We start from the raw sequence: 15,782 nt of genomic DNA on the forward strand, positions 1-15,782 counted from the left end.
GCTCATTCGGACGAAGCACATGGCCGGCGATCCCAACGCACCGCATTTTCCCCGCTCGGCGCCGATCGAAGCCTATGGCAAGGGCGGCTTCGCCTTTGCCGGCATGTCGCACCGGGGATCGCTGCTCTGCCTGCCCGACGCGATCTGGGCCTGGGACGTGACGGACCCGACGAAGATCGACCGCTATTCGCTGGATCGCGTGTTCACGGCGGCCAACAGCATCGACACGCTTCTGATTGGCACCGGAACCGGCGTCTGGCTGCCGCCGCCTGACCTGCGGCAAGCGCTGAAGGCGGTGAGGGTGGTGCTGGATACGATGCAGACCGGTCCCGCCGTGCGCACCTACAACATCATGATCGGCGAGCGGCGCCGCGTCGCGGCCGCGCTGATCGCCGTGCCATGAGCAGCGCTGCGCCTCCGCCCGATTCCGTCGCCTTCTGCGCCGGCCTCGTGCGCAGCCATGACTTTCCGCGCTATGCCGCAACGCTGTTTGCGCCGGCCGCCGAGCGCCAGGCGCTGCTGGCGCTCTATGCCTTCAATGTCGAGATCGTCCGCGTCCGCGACCAGGTGAGCCAGCCCTTGCCCGGCGAAATCCGCCTGCAATGGTGGACCGACATGCTGTCGGGCCACGTCCACGGCAGCGCCGAGGGCAACCCGGTGGCGGCGGAGCTATTGCGTGCGATCAGCGATTTCGACCTGCCGGTCGAGCCGTTATCGCTGCTCGCCGACGAGCATCAGTTCGATCTCTACAACGATCCAATGCCGACCATGGCGGCTCTGGAGGGCTATCTGGACGCGACCTGTTCGGCATTGTTTGGCCTCGCAGCGCGGGTCATGGCGCCGCCGTCGGAGGCGGCCGAGCATGTCGCAAGGCATGCCGGGCTCGCCCAGGGCATCGCGCAGGTGATTGCGAATCTGCCGCGCGACTCGGCGCACCGGCAACTGTTCCTGCCGCAGCAGCTGCTGGCGGCCCATGACTGCCAGATGGAGGACGTGTTCGCCGGCAAGGAGACGCCAAATCTGCATGCGGTGCTCGGCCAGCTCGTGGGCGAAGCCGAGCAGCATTTGACGACGGCCTTGTCGCTGTTGCCGGAGGTGCCGGCGCCGGCACGGCCAGCGTTTCTGCTGCTGAGCCAAGTGCGGGGTGACCTCAAGCGCCTGTCGCAACCCGGGCGCAATCCGTTTGCGCCGCAGCCCCCGTCGCGGCTGCGCACGCTATGGACGCTGTGGCGGGCTTCACGTTCCCGGGAATTTACCAAATAGCGGCCGGCTTATCGCCTCAAACGGCCAAATGCTCTATGCTGTCCTATGGCTGAGTTGTCCCAAAATACATCCCCCGATCTCAGTGGCTTGCCGGTCGCTCTGGGCGACATTCATGCCGCCGCCGACACCATCCGCGGCGCCGTCGTCGAGACGCCGTGCAGCTACAGCCGCACGCTGAGCAATATCTGCGGCTGCGACATCTGGCTGAAATTCGAAAACCTCCAGTTCACCTCCTCGTTCAAGGAGCGGGGTGCGCTCAACCGGCTCACCGCGCTGACGCCGGAGGAGCGTGCGCGCGGCGTCATCGCGATGTCGGCGGGCAACCACGCGCAGGGCGTCGCCTATCACGCCAAGCGGCTCGGCATTCCCGCCACCATCGTCATGCCGGTCGGCACGCCCATGGTGAAGGTCGAGAACACCAAGCACCACGGCGCCGAGGTGGTGGTGACGGGCGCGACGCTGGAGGAGGTGGCCACGTATGCGCGCAGCCATGGCGAGGCCCGCGGCATGATCTTCGTCCACCCCTACGACGACCCGCTCGTCATCGCGGGGCAGGGCACGGTCGGGCTCGAGATGCTGAAGGCGGTGCCGGAGCTCGATACGCTGGTGGTCCCGATCGGCGGCGGCGGCCTGATCAGCGGTATCGGTATTGCTGCGAAATCGATCAAGCCGACAGTGCGGATTCTCGGCGTCGAGGCCTGGCTCTACCCCTCGATGTACAACGCCATCCATGACGGCAATCTGCCGGCGCGCGGCGACACGCTCGCCGAAGGCATCGCGGTGAAATCGCCGGGCAAGATCACGACCGAGATCGTCCGCCGCCTCGTCGACGACATCGCGCTGGTGAACGAAGCCGAGCTTGAGCGTGCCGTCGCGACCCTGATCTCGATCGAGAAGACCGTCGTCGAGGGCGCCGGCGCCGCCGGGCTTGCCGCGCTGATGTCCGATACGTCCCGCTTTGCCGGCCAGAAGGTCGGCCTCGTCCTGAGCGGCGGCAACATCGACACGCGGCTGATCGCCTCCGTCCTGACGCGCGAGCTGGCGCGCGAGGGGCGGCTGACCCAGCTGTCGCTCGACATCCCCGATCGGCCGGGGCAATTGGCTGCCGTCGCCTCACTGCTGGCCGAGGCGGGCGCCAACATCATCGAGGTCTCGCATCAGCGGACCTTCTCCGACTTGCCGGCCAAAGCGACGCTGCTTCAGCTCGTCATCGAAACCCGCGACAGCGCGCATCTCGACGAGGTCATGGCCAAGCTCGGCGCATCCGGCTTGAGCGCGCGCTGTACCTGAGTGGCGCGCGCCTCTATCGCGGCGCCAAACCCGCGAGGTGGCCGATCAGCCGGTCGATCTCGGCTTCCGTATTGTAATAATGCGGGGAGGCCCGCACGACCGGCGGCAGCGAGCGGATTTCGGCATCGATGCGGGTGCTCGCCGGATCTGAAGCGCCGATGGTGATGCCCGCTGCAGCGGCGCTGCTGACGATGGCGTCCGCCTCATACCTATCCAGCGTGAAGCTGACGATGGCGCCCTGTGCGCGTCCGAGGTCGCGAATGGTCACGCCGCGAACCGAGGCGAGGCCACCGCGAAGACGGTCCGCAAGCAAACGGCAGCGCTGCTCGATGGGGCCGAGACCGATATCGAGCGCGTAATCGACGGCGGCTCCGAGACCGAGCCGCGCCGCGTAATTGTTCTCCCAGGTCTCGAAACGGCGCGCGTCGTCACGCAACCGATATTCACCGCGCGAGACCCAGGGCGCGGCGAAGTGATCGATCATCGGCGGCTCGAGCCGTTGCAGCGTCTCGCGGCGGATGTAGAGAAAGCCCGTGCCGCGCGGGCCGCGGAGGAATTTGCGCCCCGTCGCCGACAGCATGTCACAGCCGATGGCTTCGACGTCGACCGTCATCTGGCCGACCGCCTGGCAGGCGTCGAGCAGATAGGGAATCCCGTGCGCCCGCGCGATCTTGCCGATCGCCGCCGCGGGATTGATCAATCCGCCATTGGTCGGAACCCAGGTGATGGCGATCAGCTTCACGCGTTCGTCGATCATGCGCTCGAGCGCATGGACGTCGAGTTCGCCGCTGGCATCGCTCGGCACGACATCGATGATCGCGCCCGTGCGCCTTGCGACCTGAAGAAACGCGACGTAGTTGGCAGCGTATTCCGCTTCGGCGGTCAGGATCCGATCGCCCTGGCGAAACGGAATCGCGTAGAACGCCATCTGCCAGGCAATTGTCGCGTTCTCCATCAGGGCGATCTCGTCGGGGGCGGCATTCAGCAGGCGCGCTACGGAGCCGTAGACCGCATCGAGCCGATCGGACTCGCGGTCGGCAGCGGCATAACCTCCGATCTCGCCCTCCAGATCGATGTGGTCCTTCATTGCCGCGACGACGGCAGTTGGCATGAGGGCCGCGCCGGCATTGTGGAGATAAGCGAGGCGGGAGGCGGCCGGGGTGTCGGAACGTATCCGGTCGATGTCGATCAATGCTGGTCTCCGCCTCTGCTGTCCCGATCCCATGAATTAGGCGCGTTGACGAGCGCGAGCAAGCTTATGTGCTGCTTGGAACAAAATGGCGGATTATTGCCTCGTCTTGGTATCGGATTCCAAATCGGCGGCCGTTCTCCCCGGATTTTGAGAAACCCGGTGACTTCGGACGTTATATCTTCCCGGATCGGGAAACAGACCATGCAAGAGAAGACGCAATCCCGCTCAATGACCGGGACGCCCAGGACCAACATCACCCGACGGATCGACCTCACGACCCTGCGGCTGTTCATCGCCATCTGTGAGGAGGGCAATTTGACGCGCGCCTCGCAGCGCGAGGCGATCGCGCCCTCTGCTGTCAGCAAACGCATGCATGACCTCGAGGAGGTACTCGAGGTCGCGCTGTTCGAGCGGCATCCGAACGGCATGGCGCTGACGCCGGCCGGTGAATCGCTGCTGCATCATGCGCGCGTGACGCTGCTCAACGTCGAGAAGATCGCCGTCGACATGGCCGAGCATGCGCGCGGCGTGCGCGGGCATGTGCGGATGCTGGCCAATCTCTCGTCGATCGTCGAATTTCTTCCCGACGATCTGCCCGGCTTCTTTCGCTCGCACGAGCTGGTGCGGCTCGATCTGCAGGAGCGTCCGAGCGCCGATGTCGTTCGCGGCGTCGAGGAGGGCGCGGCCGAAATCGGCATCTGCTCGGCAGACGTGTCGACGCGCGGGCTGGCGCGGTTCTCCTATCGGCGGGACCGCCTCGTCATCGTGGTGCGGTCCGATCATCCGCTTGCATCGGCGAGAGACGTTTCGTTCGCCGACACACTCGACTACGACCATGTCGGCCTGTTTGCGACCAGCTCGATCTATCTGCGCTCGCAATACACCGCGCAGCAGATCGGCAAGTCGATCCGGTTGCGGGTCCACGTCCCGGGTTTTGATGCGGTGTGCCGGATGGCGCAGGCCGGCATGGGCATCGGCCTCATTCCCGATCGTGCGTTCGAGGTCCTCAGTCACGGCATGAACCTGACGGCCGTCGAGTTGAGCGACGACTGGGCCGATCGCGAACTGGTGCTGGTGGCCAGGGATCCCGCGGGATTGTCGGCGACGAGCCAGTTGATGCTCGATCATCTGCGATTGCCCGGAACCAAACCTCACTGATGGCGGCCTTCGTGTCGTTCGTCATCCGCGAACGCGTGTTCATCAAAGGATATTGGACTTAGGGCCCTGCGCTCGGCGACACCACGATCAAAGACGATCGAGGAGCGCCAGACGTGGACGGACCATTATCCGGAATACGAGTCGTCGAACTCGGAACTTTGATCGCGGCACCGTTTGCCGCGCGGCTCTTTGCTGAGTTCGGCGCCGAAGTCATCAAGATCGAGCAGCCGGGCAGCGGAGATCCGTTGCGCAGATGGCGCAAGCTACATCAGGGCACCTCGCTCTGGTGGTACCTGCAATCGCGCAACAAGAAGTCGATCGCGATCGACCTGAAATCGCCTGACGGCCGCGACGTGGCGCTGCGGCTGGCCGCGCAAGCCAATGTCGTGATCGAGAATTTCAAGCCAGGGAGCCTCGAGAAGCTCGGCCTTGGCTGGGACGTGCTCTCAAAGCTTAATCCAGATCTGACACTGGTCCGCATCTCCGGCTACGGGCAGACCGGCCCTTATCGCGACCGCTCCGGGTTCGGCGCGATAGGCGAAGCTATGGGCGGGCTGCGCTTCACTACCGGCGATCCCGACAGCCCGCCGGCCCGGGTCGGCATCAGTATCGGCGACAGCCTTGCGTCGCTTCATGGCGTGATCGGCGCGCTGATGTCGCTGCTTCGTGTCAAGACGGGGCAGGGGCGAGGGCAGGTGGTCGACGTCTCGCTCTACGAGAGCGTGTTCAACCTGATGGAGAGTCTCGTCCCCGAATATGACCTCATGGGTCATGTCAGGACCCGCACCGGCGGCGCCCTGCCGGGCATCAGTCCATCCAATACATATCCCAGCTCCGACGGGCGCCATGTTGTGATCGCTGGCAACAGCGACGCGATCTTCAAGCGCTTGATGCTGGTCATCGGGCGGCCGGACCTTGCCGACGATCCGGCCCTTGCCAGCAATGACGGACGTGTCCGCGGCAACGCCTTGCTCGATGCTGCCATCACGGCATGGACCTCGGAGCGAACGATGGACGAGATCCTCGCACGTCTCGATGCGGCGGATGTTCCTGCAGGCCGGATCTATTCCGTCGCCGATATTGTCGACGATCCCCATTACGCTGCCCGCGAGATGATCCTGCCGACCGAGCTGCCGGGCGATGTCACCGTGAAGATGCCGGGCATCGCGCCAAAGCTCTCCGACACCCCGGGCGCCGTCAAATGGCCTGGCCCGACGCTGGGACAGCACACCGACGAGGTGCTCGCGGGCCTCGGCTTGCAGGCAGGCGATATCGCGCAGCTGCGCCGGAGCGGAGCGGTGCAATGACGGCAACGCCACCGGACATCCTGATCCAGGAGGTCGCTCTGCGCGACGGCCTTCAGATCGAAGCGAAATGGGTCGAAACCAGCGAAAAAATCCGGCTGATCAATTCGCTCTCTGCGATCGGCTTCAGCCGCATTGAGGTCTCGTCGTTCGTGTCAGCGGCGGCCGTGCCGTCGCTGCGAGACGCCGCGGACGTCTTCGCCGGCATCGAGCGGCGGCCCGGCACGATCTATACGGCGCTGATCCCGAACTGGAAGGGTTCTGAGCTGGCGCTGGCCGCACGCGCCGACGAGCTCAATTTCGTGATGTCGGCGAGCGAGACGCACAACCGCGCCAACATGAACATGACGCATGCGGTGTCGCTGGCGTCGCTCAGCGAGATCGTGAAGCCGGCCCATGCAGGCGGCGCGTTGGTCAACGCGACGGTTGCGACCGCGTTCGGCTGTCCGTTCGAAGGCCTGCAGCCTTTCGAGAAGGTGCTCGATATCGTCAAGCGCTATCTCGATCTCGGGGTCGATGGCGTCACGCTCGCCGATACCACGGGCATGGCCAATCCCAATCAGGTCTCGCAGCTGGTGGCGGAGGTCTTGATGCTGGTCCCTGCGGACATGCTCACGCTTCACTTCCACAACACGCGCGGTCTTGGGCTGGTTAACGTCCTCGCGGCCTATGACACCGGCGCGCGCCGCTTTGACGCCGCGCTGGGCGGTCTCGGCGGATGTCCATTTGCGCCGGGCGCCACCGGCAATGTCTGTACCGAAGACCTCGTCAATCTCTGCCACGAGACGGGCTTGCGAACCGGTCTCGATCTGCAGGGCTTGATCGATCTCTCGTTCCGATTGCCTGGACTGGTCGGACACGAGGTGCCGGGGCAGGTCGCCAAGGCCGGCCGTCCCCTCGATCTGCATCCCATACCCGAGCGGCTGCGGCGCTCGGGCTGAGCGACCACGATCAAAATTCAAAACACATTGGAGGAAACCATGACGATTGCCACGGCGGCGACTGCCGACCTCGATACTGGACTCACAGAGCATCAGGTCATCAAGAAGATCGCGTGGCGGCTGATGCCGCTGATCATTGTCTGCTACTTCTTTGCGTTCTTCGACCGCGTCAACATCAGCTTCGCCAAGGCTGCGCTCCAGGCCGATCTCGGCCTCAGCAACACAGCCTACGGATTTGGCGCCAGCCTGTTCGTCGTTGGTTACGTCCTGCTGGAAGTGCCGAGCAACATGCTGCTCTATCGCTTAGGCGCGCGGCGCTGGATCGCCCGCATCATGATTTCCTGGGGGCTGGCGACGGCGGCGATGGTCTTCGTTCATAGCGAGTGGCAGTTCTATGCGTTGCGCTTCGTGATTGGCGCCATGGAGGCGGGATTTGCGCCTGGCATTCTCTATTACCTGACACTCTGGTTTCCAAAATCGCATCGCGGCCGCATGACGTCGGTGTTCTTCCTCGCCACTGCATTCTCGGGGATCATTGGCGCGCCGATCTCGGGTCTCATCCTCAACTATCTGAACGGGCTGCACGGTCTGGCCGGTTGGCAGTGGCTGTTTCTGGCTGGCGGCATTCCCTGCGTTGCGCTGGGCTTCGTCGTGCTGCTGCGCTTCGACGACGGGATCGAGCAGGCCGAATGGTTGAGCGACGACGAGCGCCGGTTGATCTCGGTTCAGCTGGACCGCCAGAAGAGCGAGATCGGCGAGCATTCGGCATGGCGCTCGCTGCTCATGCCCGGCGTGCTGCTGCTCGGATTCATCTACTTCCTGATCCAGATCGCCTCCTACGGCCTCAATTTCTGGGCGCCCGACCTGATCAAGGCGGCCGGGGGAGGCAGTGCAGCCGCGATCGGCTTCCTGACCGCCGTACCCTATATCTGCGGCGCCATCTGCATGATTATCGTAGGCCGATTGTCGGATGCATCGGGCGAGCGCCCGAAATTTGTCGCAGCCTTGATTCTGACCGCGGCCGTGGGCTTCTTCGCGTCCGGTGCATTCGACAGGAATGTCGTCACGCTGGTTGGCGCGCTTGCCATTCTTGGTGCCGGCGTGGTTGCGGCCATTCCGACATTCTGGACGCTGCCTCCGAAAATTCTCACCGGTGCGGGGGCGGCGAGCGGGATCGCGCTCATCAACACGCTGGGGCAGGTCGGCGGCATCGTCAGCCCGGTCATGGTTGGCTCGGTCAAGGATGTGACCGGCAGCACGACACCCGCGCTCTATGTCATTGGCGGCTTGTGCGTGCTCTGTGCGTTGCTGCTGCTGACGGTGCTTCCGCGAGACCTGAAAGCCAGGGACGTGGCGGAACCCCGGGTCGCATAGGCCGCGGCATTGGCGCGCCTTGGTGAGGCGCATTCAAGAGGGTATCTAGGCGAAAGACATCACACCGCCGTCCATTCTCAATGGATGGCGGTGTGATGGCCCGGAACCGAAGGGGACGCGCAATGGCGAAGAACACGATTTGCCTCTGGTACGACAAGGACGCCGAGGCGGCCGCCCGCTTCTATGCCGAAACATTTCCCGATAGCGCCGTAAGCGCCGTCCATCACGCGCCCAGCGATTACCCCTCCGGCAGGGCGGGCGATGTGCTGACCGTCGAGTTTACGGTTGCCGGCGTTGCCTGTCTCGGCCTCAACGGCGGTCCGATTTTCAAGCACAACGAGGCTTTCTCGTTCCAGATCGCGACCGACGATCAGGAGGAGACCGACCGCTATTGGAACGCCATCATCGGCAATGGCGGGCAGGAGAGCGCCTGCGGCTGGTGCAAGGACAGATGGGGCCTCTCCTGGCAGATCACGCCACGGGCGTTGACTGAGGCATTGGCGACCGGCGGCGCCGAGGCAAAGCGCGCCTTCGATGCGATGATGGGCATGACGAAGATCGATGTCGCCGCGATCGAGGCCGCGCGCCGCGGCTGAAATCATCTCGCCTCAGATGCAGAGGCCGAGCAGCTTGACGTGGCAGCTGCTGGATTTCGGCTTGCTGGCGGGCGCGGCCTCGCGCTTCACGGCAACCAGCGGCTCCTCGTCCTTCTTGCCTTTACCTTTGCCCTTGCCCTTCGGCTCGTAGTCGCCCGCGATCACCATGGCCCAATAGGTTCGCTTGCCGCTGGCATTCTTGGCGCTTGCGATACCGACGCGGGAGGCGTTGTGCAGCAGCAGGTTCTTGCGATGCCCGGACGAGTCGATCCACTGTCCCAGCGTCTTCTCGAAATTGTCGTAGCCGTAGGCGATGTTCTCGGCGGCGCGGCCCGCGCCGGCCGGTGCGACGCGCCGGTTGAACGGGCCGAGCGCGTCGTGGCTGAGGTCGTCCTTCGCCGCCATCGCGCGGGCCTGGTCCATGGCGATGCGGTCGAGGGTTGAATCGCGGACGACGCGGACCTCGCCGTTCTTGAGGCGAAAACCGGAGATCAGCTCTGCCGGGGAGTCGGCCATCGCGGGCGCAGCTGCGAGCAGCAGAAGGCCAGCGATCACGCTGCCAACGACACGATGCATCATCATCCCCCGAATGCCCATGACCCGCCGCCCGAATGATCCGATCGCTTCTCTATCGCCAATGTGGACGCTTCAAGGCGCGAGCAACCCGTCAGCTCGCCGGCAGGTCGGCCTCGAAGTTGAAACGGTCCCGCAGGTTCTTCCGCTGTTCCAGGATGTCCTTGAGGAAGGCGCGGTCCTGGTCGTTCTTCATCATCGGCTCGATCAGGTCGAGCTGGTTCATGGCGACCAGTTGCAGGATCTCGGTCCGCGGCTTGCCGCTGGTATCGCGGGGCAGCGCGTGTACGATCTGGATGTGCTCCGGCGGCTTTGGACCCTTGGCGGCCGAAAGCTCGCTGCGAAGCTCGCCTTCAAGCGTGGCCTGATCGGCCTCGACGAAGGCATAGAGCCCGACGCCGGAGCGGCGGTCGGCGAAGGCGACGATGGCGGTGTCGCGCACGGCCGGGTTCTTGCGGATCAGCTCGGCCAGCACCGGCGCGTCGTTGACCAGCCGGCGGCCGCCACCCTCGCGGTCGGTGAAGTTGAACAGGCCGCGCGTGATCGCGCGATAGACCTTCTTGCCGGTCGCGAGCCACAGGCTGGCGGCGAATGATTTCTTCGCCAGGATCTTTCGCTCGCGCGGCGTCAGCGCCTCGGGTGCATAGGAACGCTTGTGCTTGAGCAGATGCCGGAGGTCCTCGTAGGCGAGGATGCGGTAGAGCCGGCCACGTCGGTTGAAGCAGGCCGCGAGCTGGAAGTCGGTCACGTAGGCGCGGCCGTCGCGGCCGACCAGCCAGTTCTGCTCCTTGGCGAGATCGTTGTGGCAGATGCCGGCGCGGCGCAGCCGGCGTAGCGCCGCCTTGGCCGAGCGGAAATAGGCGAGGTCGCCATGCGGCTTGGCGAGATGGAGCGCGACGCCGTCGACAAAGCCGCGCACGAGCGCCCGGCGGCCGGCCCACAGCAAATCGGGGCCGACATTGAGTCCTTTTGCCAGCGCCAGCGCGTGCTTCTCACGCGCGAAGAGGTGGCGCGCCAGGGGAAATGACCACCACGGCACTTCGTCGAGCCGGCGCAGCACGGCGTCGACCTCGCAGCTGTCACCGCGGAAGCGGCCGCGCTCGACGGTCGAGAACACGTCGCGCTTGAGCAGCACGCCCTCGGTCCAGCGCGCCGACAGTGTCGCGGCGTCGTCTTTGGGAAGACTCATCGAAAAACTCACGCGGCTGCGGCGATGCGCAGGTGATCGGCGATCCAGCGATCGAGATCGGCGAGCGCCAGCGCGCTCATCGCCTGCTTCTTGGCCACCGTCTTCTCGTTGCCGCGCAGGCGGGTGCCGTCGGGCTTCTTCGTCGGCGCGCTCGCGAGCGGCGGGAACAGGCCGAAATTGATGTTCATCGGCTGGAACGAGCGCGTACCGGGCTCGATGGTCTCGATATGGCCGCCGGTGATGTGACCGAGCAGCGATCCCAGTGCCGTCGTGGCAGGCGGGCTCGCCAGTGTTTCGCCGCGCGCATCCGCTGCCGCATAGAGACCGGCGATCAGGCCGACGCTGGCGGATTCCACGTAGCCCTCGCAGCCGGTCATCTGACCGGCGAAGCGCAGCCGGGGCTGCGCGCGCAGGCGCAGCTGGCCGTCGAGCAGCTTTGGCGAATTGAGGAAGGTGTTGCGATGCAGGCCGCCAAGGCGGGCGAATTCGGCCTTCTCCAGCCCCGGAATGCTGCGGAAGATGCGCTGCTGTTCGCCGTATTTCAGCTTCGTCTGGAAGCCGACGATGTTGTAGAGCGTGCCGAGCTTGTTGTCCTGGCGCAGCTGTACGATGGCGTAGGCTTTCGTGGTGGGATCGTGCGGGTTGGTGAGGCCGACCGGCTTCATCGGGCCGTGGCGCAACGTCTCGGGGCCGCGCTCCGCCATCACCTCGATCGGCAAGCAGCCGTCGAAATAGGGCGTGTTGGTCTCCCATTCCTTGAACTCGGTCTTCTCGCCCGCGATCAGCGCGGCGACGAAGCCGTCATACTGCTCCTTGGTCATGGGGCAGTTGATGTAGTCGGCGCCGGTGCCGCCGGGGCCGACCTTGTCGTAGCGCGACTGGAACCAGGCCACTGACATGTCGATGGACTCGCGATGCACGATCGGCGCGATCGCGTCGAAGAAGGCGAGCGCGTTCTCGTCGGTAAGCTCGCGAATGGCGTCGGCGAGTGGCGCGGAGGTGAGGGGGCCGGTCGCAACAATGACGTTGCTCCAGTCGGCCGGCGGCAGGCCTGAAACCTCGCCGCGGGCGATCTCGATCAGGGGGTGGTCGTTGAGCGCCTTGGTGACGGCCGCCGAGAAGCCGTCGCGGTCAACCGCGAGCGCGCCGCCGGCGGGCACCTGGTTGGCGTCGGCCGCGCGCATGATCAGCGAGCCGAGCCGGCGCATTTCGGCGTGCAGCAGGCCGACGGCGTTGTTGGCGGCGTCGTCCGAGCGGAACGAATTGGAGCAGACGAGCTCAGCGAGCCCATCGGTGCGGTGCGCCTCGGTCATGCGGTCCGGCCGCATCTCGTGCAGCACCACGGGCACGCCGGATTTGGCGACCTGCCAGGCAGCTTCGGAACCGGCAAGGCCAGCGCCGATCACGTGCACAATGTTGGATTGGGGTCCTGTCATGGGCGGACAGGTAGCGCTTTTCGGCGGTCAGTGGAATCGCCGAGATGGAGTTTTCTGCCATCAGAAACGACAACGCCCGCACGAAGCGGGCGCTATCGGTTCGTCCGGTGAAGGGCTGAACGAAATCAGCCCTGATACTGACCGGCGGCAACGCGCGGGATGTCCGAGCGATCGAGGCCGATGTCGGCCAGTTCGCGATCGCTGAGCTGGGACAGCTCGGCAACATTGCGCTGATAGTCCCGGAAAGCCTGGATCATGCGGATGAGCGAGAGCAGCATTGGTAGTCTCCTGTAGTTCGATTCAGCCCTTGCCCGGGCCTCATCGTTGAAATGAATATAGATGAGAGTGGTGCAGTGCGAAAGTTCCGATGTTGCGATGCAGCTAAGCGCGGGGTGCATAGCGCTGGTAACGGACGATTAACCCGGGGGCACTCTCGCCCAAAGGGTAGGCGAAATAGGGAATGCTTTGCCATAAATCACCGTGAATTCACGGGTTTACTGCAAACAATCTCGTTACCGGTGAAATGGAAATAGGTAGGGTTCCAACTGTTCTCAAGGCGATCAGTCAGCGTCTGCACCCAAGTCTCGCATGCGCGAATCGCATGATAGTGGAACTATAGAGGTGAATATAAATTCATTCATATGAGAGGTGCCACGCGACCGGATCCCGCCGATCCGACTCGCTCAGGGCTGGCGGATCACCAGGCGACCGGCCGTGGAGCCTGTCGAAACTCACCCTGCCTCGTTTCAGACCGCAGCCGCCTCCTTGGTGCGGTGCACACACGCCGAACGTGTGGCGTTCATTACAAGGGTGTAATGAAAATCAGAAATTTCGCATGGTGCCTCTGCGCCGCGCGCAACATCACGCAATTCTCGCGAGGAATTTATTGCGGCAAGTTGCCGCGCCCGGAGGAAAGTCATGTCGCAGATTCCGGCAATGTCGCTGGTTCTGTCACAAGAACAAGAGAAGGAAAGTAACATCATGACGAAGTTACTCGGGGTTATCGCAATTGCCGCCGTCGCGTTCGCCGTCGCGCCGGCCCAGGCTGCCAAGCACGCCATGGGCGGCTGCAGCTCGGCCAATCTGGAGAAGACGGAGACCGCGATCGAGAACATGGCCGACGGCGACAGCAAGTTCGTGGCGCAGAAGGAGATCGCGGCTGCGCAGGACGCGCTTCTCAACGGCAAAATGGGTGTGTGCGGCGCGCACCTGAACAAGGCGATGAACGCCACCATGGGGAAGTAAACGCACCAAGAGAGGGCCGATCGCCGGGCGATCGGCCCTACGCGTCCTGTCGGGCGCTATTTAAGGGGCGCGTGCGAGCTGGGTCGCGAAATAGGCGACGGTCTTGGAGTAGACTTCGCTCTTATTCCACTGCTGCAATACCGCAAAATTCGGACTGCCCGGCTGCCAATCCTTGCCGCGCTGCCAGCCGTAGCCGGCGAGATAATTGGCGGTGGAGGCGAGCACGTCGGGCGCGTTGTGCAAGAGGTCGCGCTTGCCGTTGCCGTCGAAATCGACGGCGTATTTCATCCAGGACGACGGCATGAACTGGGTCTGGCCGAGCTCGCCGGCCCATGCGCCCTTCATGTCGGCGGGGGCGAGGTCACCGCGCTGGACGATGCGCAGCGCATCCAGCAGCTCGGCACGAAACTGGTCGGAGCGACGGCAATCATAGGCCAGCGTTGCCAGCGAGCGGATGGTGGCGAACTTGCCGGTGTTGATGCCGAAATCGGTCTCGAGACCCCAGATCGCGACCAGCACCTCGCCGGGCACGCCATAGGTCTGTTCGATGCGGGACAGCACCGAGCCGTATTGCTTCATCATGTTGGAGCCGCGCTGCATGCGCGGCGGCACCATGCGGCCGGAGAACTCCTCGAAGGTCTGGGTGAAGACTTTTTGCGAGCGGTCCCGGTTGAGCACGCTCTGATCGAGCGTCACGCCGGCAAGCCCGGCGGCAACGGCCTGCTGCGAGACGCCCTTGGCCGCGGCGTCGGCTTTGAAGTCCGCGAGCCAGGCGTCGAAATTGCCCGAGCCGCAGGCAACAGCGGCGAGGGCTGGCTGGGCGGTTAGGATTGACGCGGAGAGGGCGAGGGCTGCGAGAGCGAGACGAGAAATCGTCGGGGTCATCAGATGAAATGGATTCCGTGAAGTGATCTGACCGGCGGGCACAATTTCGATTGTAACCGCGGCCAAAGCAAGGCGTATGACAGCACGCAATCCTGCCCGAGCCGAGCCCGGGCAGGATCGCATGTCACGATATCGTCAGGCGTCCGTCCGATTGCGCCAGGGGAAGAGGTTGGCGGGGAAGTCGGCGGCCGGCTTGCGCGGGCGATGCGGCGGGGGCGGCACCGGACGTGCACCGGGCTCCGAGACGATCACCTTGCGGTAGAGGTGCCAGGTGGCGTGGCCGAGCAGGGGGATCACCACGGCAAGGCCAAGGAACGCCGGAATCGTCCCGAGCGCCAGCAGCACCGCGACGATCAGGCCCCAGGCCGCCATCGGCACCGGGTTCTTGGCGACGACGCGCAGCGACGTCACCATCGCCTCGAATGCGCCGGCATGGCGGTCGAGCATCAAGGGGAACGACACGGCGCTGATGCAGAGCGCGGCAAGCGCAAACAGGAAGCCGGTGCCGCAGCCGACCACGATCAGCCACCAGCCTTGCTGGGTCGTCAGCACGCGCGTCATGAAATCAGAGATCCCGGTCGCGCCCTCATAGCCGAACGCCGCGACATAGATCGCCTGAGCGGTCGCAACCCAGGTCACGAACAGAGCGAGCAGCAGCGTGCCGAGACCGAGCATGGCGCCGAACGAAGGCGAGCGCAGCACCTCCATGGCATTCCAGGCGCTGGCCTCCTCATAACGTTCGCGCCGGCTGGAGAGCTCATAGAGACCGAGCGCGGCGAACGGGCCGATCAGCGCGAAGCCTGCGGCCAGTGGGAACAACAGCGGCAGCACCGAATAGCCCATCACCGCGCGGGCGAGCACGAGGCCCAGCACCGGATAGATCACGCAGAGGATGATGGCGTGGCTCGGCACCGCCTTGAAATCTTCCCAGCCGCGCCTGAGCGCGTCGTGCAGATCGGACAGTTGGATGGTTCGGATCACCGGTCCAGCCGCATCCGCGGGCTGGGCCACAGTGGGGACATTGCCCGGGTAGAGTGTGGCCATGGTCGCTAGCTCCCTTGCCATGCAGCCGAATTCGGCGCCGGCAACGGCGCAAGCGGCCGCTTTTCTGAGTTTCGCGATTCCGGCCAGACGCGAATTCCGGACGTCATCGCGAACTGAAAGTGGAGCGTACGCCCATTTCCGAGTCCTGTCCCACACGCTTGGTTGAGATTCGATGCCGCACCGCAACCTCACTGATGTCATTCGGTCGTCATTTCGCCGCAGATAAGCTGATGCTGGTTGTCGGTTCGCAGAACTTCGCGGGCGTAACGCAGTAACTTCGTTTATAAGTGCC

General features: G+C 64.6%; 16 protein-coding genes. 9 read left to right on the plus strand and 7 right to left on the minus strand.

Annotated features, from left to right (window positions below; genetic code table 11):
• The first annotated feature begins 19 nt into the window (after nucleotides 1-19).
• Genes ABIB95_RS34785 through ABIB95_RS34795 form a run of 3 tightly spaced genes read left to right on the plus strand, consistent with a single transcriptional unit; the run spans nucleotide 20 to nucleotide 2,553 of the window.
• Nucleotides 20-403: an Mth938-like domain-containing protein gene (locus ABIB95_RS34785; RefSeq protein ID WP_028152342.1), complete on the plus strand. Its 384-nt coding sequence runs from the start codon at nucleotides 20-22 to the stop codon at nucleotides 401-403.
• Nucleotides 400-1,263 carry a phytoene/squalene synthase family protein gene (locus tag ABIB95_RS34790; RefSeq protein WP_354246237.1) on the plus strand — a complete coding sequence of 288 codons (864 nt, stop codon included), beginning with the start codon at nucleotides 400-402 and terminating at the stop codon, nucleotides 1,261-1,263. Before ABIB95_RS34785 ends, ABIB95_RS34790 begins: the two co-directional genes overlap by 4 nt.
• A 45-nt stretch (nucleotides 1,264-1,308) precedes the next feature.
• Nucleotides 1,309-2,553, plus strand: coding sequence for a threonine ammonia-lyase (locus tag ABIB95_RS34795; RefSeq protein WP_354246240.1), 1,245 nt, complete (start codon nucleotides 1,309-1,311; stop codon nucleotides 2,551-2,553).
• Nucleotides 2,554-2,566: 13 nt separating this feature from the next.
• Here ABIB95_RS34795 and ABIB95_RS34800 read toward each other — a convergent pair whose 3' ends face one another.
• Complete coding sequence (locus ABIB95_RS34800; protein ID WP_354246242.1) at nucleotides 2,567-3,745, minus strand: aminotransferase class V-fold PLP-dependent enzyme; 1,179 nt, start codon at nucleotides 3,743-3,745, stop codon at nucleotides 2,567-2,569.
• Between the two features lie 201 nt (nucleotides 3,746-3,946).
• On the opposite strand from ABIB95_RS34800, the gene ABIB95_RS34805 reads away from it, so the two are divergent.
• The 5 genes from ABIB95_RS34805 (at nucleotide 3,947) to ABIB95_RS34825 (ending at nucleotide 9,118) form a co-directional block, all read left to right on the plus strand.
• Nucleotides 3,947-4,903: a LysR family transcriptional regulator gene (locus ABIB95_RS34805; RefSeq protein ID WP_354246245.1), complete on the plus strand. Its 957-nt coding sequence runs from the start codon at nucleotides 3,947-3,949 to the stop codon at nucleotides 4,901-4,903.
• Between the two features lie 113 nt (nucleotides 4,904-5,016).
• The gene (locus ABIB95_RS34810; RefSeq protein ID WP_354246247.1) at nucleotides 5,017-6,210 is read left to right on the plus strand and encodes a CaiB/BaiF CoA transferase family protein; all 1,194 of its coding nucleotides are present in this window, start codon (nucleotides 5,017-5,019) and stop codon (nucleotides 6,208-6,210) included.
• A complete protein-coding gene (locus ABIB95_RS34815) occupies nucleotides 6,207-7,148 on the plus strand; it encodes a hydroxymethylglutaryl-CoA lyase (protein WP_354246250.1) in 942 nt (313 codons plus the stop codon). Before ABIB95_RS34810 ends, ABIB95_RS34815 begins: the two co-directional genes overlap by 4 nt.
• Nucleotides 7,149-7,187: 39 nt before the next feature.
• Complete coding sequence (locus tag ABIB95_RS34820) at nucleotides 7,188-8,522, plus strand: MFS transporter (RefSeq protein WP_354246253.1); 1,335 nt, start codon at nucleotides 7,188-7,190, stop codon at nucleotides 8,520-8,522.
• 122 nt (nucleotides 8,523-8,644) lie between these two features.
• Nucleotides 8,645-9,118, plus strand: a complete 474-nt coding sequence (locus tag ABIB95_RS34825) for a VOC family protein (RefSeq protein WP_354246256.1) — start codon at nucleotides 8,645-8,647, stop codon at nucleotides 9,116-9,118.
• A gap of 12 nt (nucleotides 9,119-9,130) precedes the next feature.
• Here ABIB95_RS34825 and ABIB95_RS34830 read toward each other — a convergent pair whose 3' ends face one another.
• The 4 genes from ABIB95_RS34830 to ABIB95_RS34845 form a co-directional block, all read right to left on the minus strand.
• Nucleotides 9,131-9,694 (minus strand): CAP domain-containing protein, encoded by a 564-nt coding sequence (locus ABIB95_RS34830; RefSeq protein ID WP_354246259.1) that lies wholly within the window; start codon nucleotides 9,692-9,694, stop codon nucleotides 9,131-9,133.
• A gap of 91 nt (nucleotides 9,695-9,785) precedes the next feature.
• Nucleotides 9,786-10,880 (minus strand): AMP-binding enzyme, encoded by a 1,095-nt coding sequence (locus tag ABIB95_RS34835; protein WP_354246262.1) that lies wholly within the window; start codon nucleotides 10,878-10,880, stop codon nucleotides 9,786-9,788.
• Nucleotides 10,881-10,888: 8 nt separating this feature from the next.
• On the minus strand, nucleotides 10,889-12,316 hold the full coding sequence (trmFO, locus tag ABIB95_RS34840; protein ID WP_063983139.1) for a methylenetetrahydrofolate--tRNA-(uracil(54)-C(5))-methyltransferase (FADH(2)-oxidizing) TrmFO: 1,428 nt from the start codon (nucleotides 12,314-12,316) through the stop codon (nucleotides 10,889-10,891).
• A 125-nt stretch (nucleotides 12,317-12,441) separates the two neighbouring features.
• On the minus strand, nucleotides 12,442-12,594 hold the full coding sequence (locus tag ABIB95_RS34845) for a DUF1127 domain-containing protein (protein WP_007590701.1): 153 nt from the start codon (nucleotides 12,592-12,594) through the stop codon (nucleotides 12,442-12,444).
• 640 nt (nucleotides 12,595-13,234) lie between these two features.
• Between ABIB95_RS34845 and ABIB95_RS34850 the strand changes: the two genes are divergently transcribed.
• On the plus strand, nucleotides 13,235-13,561 hold the full coding sequence (locus ABIB95_RS34850) for a hypothetical protein (protein ID WP_071913656.1): 327 nt from the start codon (nucleotides 13,235-13,237) through the stop codon (nucleotides 13,559-13,561).
• Between the two features lie 60 nt (nucleotides 13,562-13,621).
• On the opposite strand, the gene ABIB95_RS34855 is transcribed toward ABIB95_RS34850, so the two are convergent.
• Nucleotides 13,622-14,446, minus strand: a complete 825-nt coding sequence (locus ABIB95_RS34855; protein WP_354246265.1) for a lytic murein transglycosylase — start codon at nucleotides 14,444-14,446, stop codon at nucleotides 13,622-13,624.
• A gap of 135 nt (nucleotides 14,447-14,581) precedes the next feature.
• A complete protein-coding gene (locus tag ABIB95_RS34860) occupies nucleotides 14,582-15,490 on the minus strand; it encodes a DUF2189 domain-containing protein (protein ID WP_166341915.1) in 909 nt (302 codons plus the stop codon).
• Between the last annotated feature and the right edge of the window lie 292 nt (nucleotides 15,491-15,782).

The sequence above is a fragment of the Bradyrhizobium sp. LA2.1 genome (genome assembly GCF_040547725.1).
Taxonomy (GTDB): Bacteria; Pseudomonadota; Alphaproteobacteria; order Rhizobiales; family Xanthobacteraceae; genus Bradyrhizobium; species Bradyrhizobium barranii.

What these genes read in the sequence shown, in the direction of transcription:
- ABIB95_RS34785 (WP_028152342.1), top strand. Translation starts at nt 20, where the DNA reads ATGGCCGGCGATCCCAACGCACCGCATTTTCCCCGCTCGGCGCCGATC.
- ABIB95_RS34790 (WP_354246237.1), top strand. Translation starts at nt 400, where the DNA reads ATGAGCAGCGCTGCGCCTCCGCCCGATTCCGTCGCCTTCTGCGCCGGC.
- ABIB95_RS34795 (WP_354246240.1), top strand. Translation starts at nt 1,309, where the DNA reads ATGGCTGAGTTGTCCCAAAATACATCCCCCGATCTCAGTGGCTTGCCG.
- ABIB95_RS34805 (WP_354246245.1), top strand. Translation starts at nt 3,947, where the DNA reads ATGCAAGAGAAGACGCAATCCCGCTCAATGACCGGGACGCCCAGGACC.
- ABIB95_RS34815 (WP_354246250.1), top strand. Translation starts at nt 6,207, where the DNA reads ATGACGGCAACGCCACCGGACATCCTGATCCAGGAGGTCGCTCTGCGC.
- ABIB95_RS34820 (WP_354246253.1), top strand. Translation starts at nt 7,188, where the DNA reads ATGACGATTGCCACGGCGGCGACTGCCGACCTCGATACTGGACTCACA.
- ABIB95_RS34825 (WP_354246256.1), top strand. Translation starts at nt 8,645, where the DNA reads ATGGCGAAGAACACGATTTGCCTCTGGTACGACAAGGACGCCGAGGCG.
- ABIB95_RS34830 (WP_354246259.1), bottom strand. Translation starts at nt 9,694, where the DNA reads ATGCATCGTGTCGTTGGCAGCGTGATCGCTGGCCTTCTGCTGCTCGCA.
- ABIB95_RS34835 (WP_354246262.1), bottom strand. Translation starts at nt 10,880, where the DNA reads ATGAGTCTTCCCAAAGACGACGCCGCGACACTGTCGGCGCGCTGGACC.
- trmFO (WP_063983139.1), bottom strand. Translation starts at nt 12,316, where the DNA reads ATGACAGGACCCCAATCCAACATTGTGCACGTGATCGGCGCTGGCCTT.
- ABIB95_RS34845 (WP_007590701.1), bottom strand. Translation starts at nt 12,594, where the DNA reads ATGCTGCTCTCGCTCATCCGCATGATCCAGGCTTTCCGGGACTATCAG.
- ABIB95_RS34850 (WP_071913656.1), top strand. Translation starts at nt 13,235, where the DNA reads ATGTCGCAGATTCCGGCAATGTCGCTGGTTCTGTCACAAGAACAAGAG.
- ABIB95_RS34855 (WP_354246265.1), bottom strand. Translation starts at nt 14,446, where the DNA reads ATGACCCCGACGATTTCTCGTCTCGCTCTCGCAGCCCTCGCCCTCTCC.
- ABIB95_RS34860 (WP_166341915.1), bottom strand. Translation starts at nt 15,490, where the DNA reads ATGGCCACACTCTACCCGGGCAATGTCCCCACTGTGGCCCAGCCCGCG.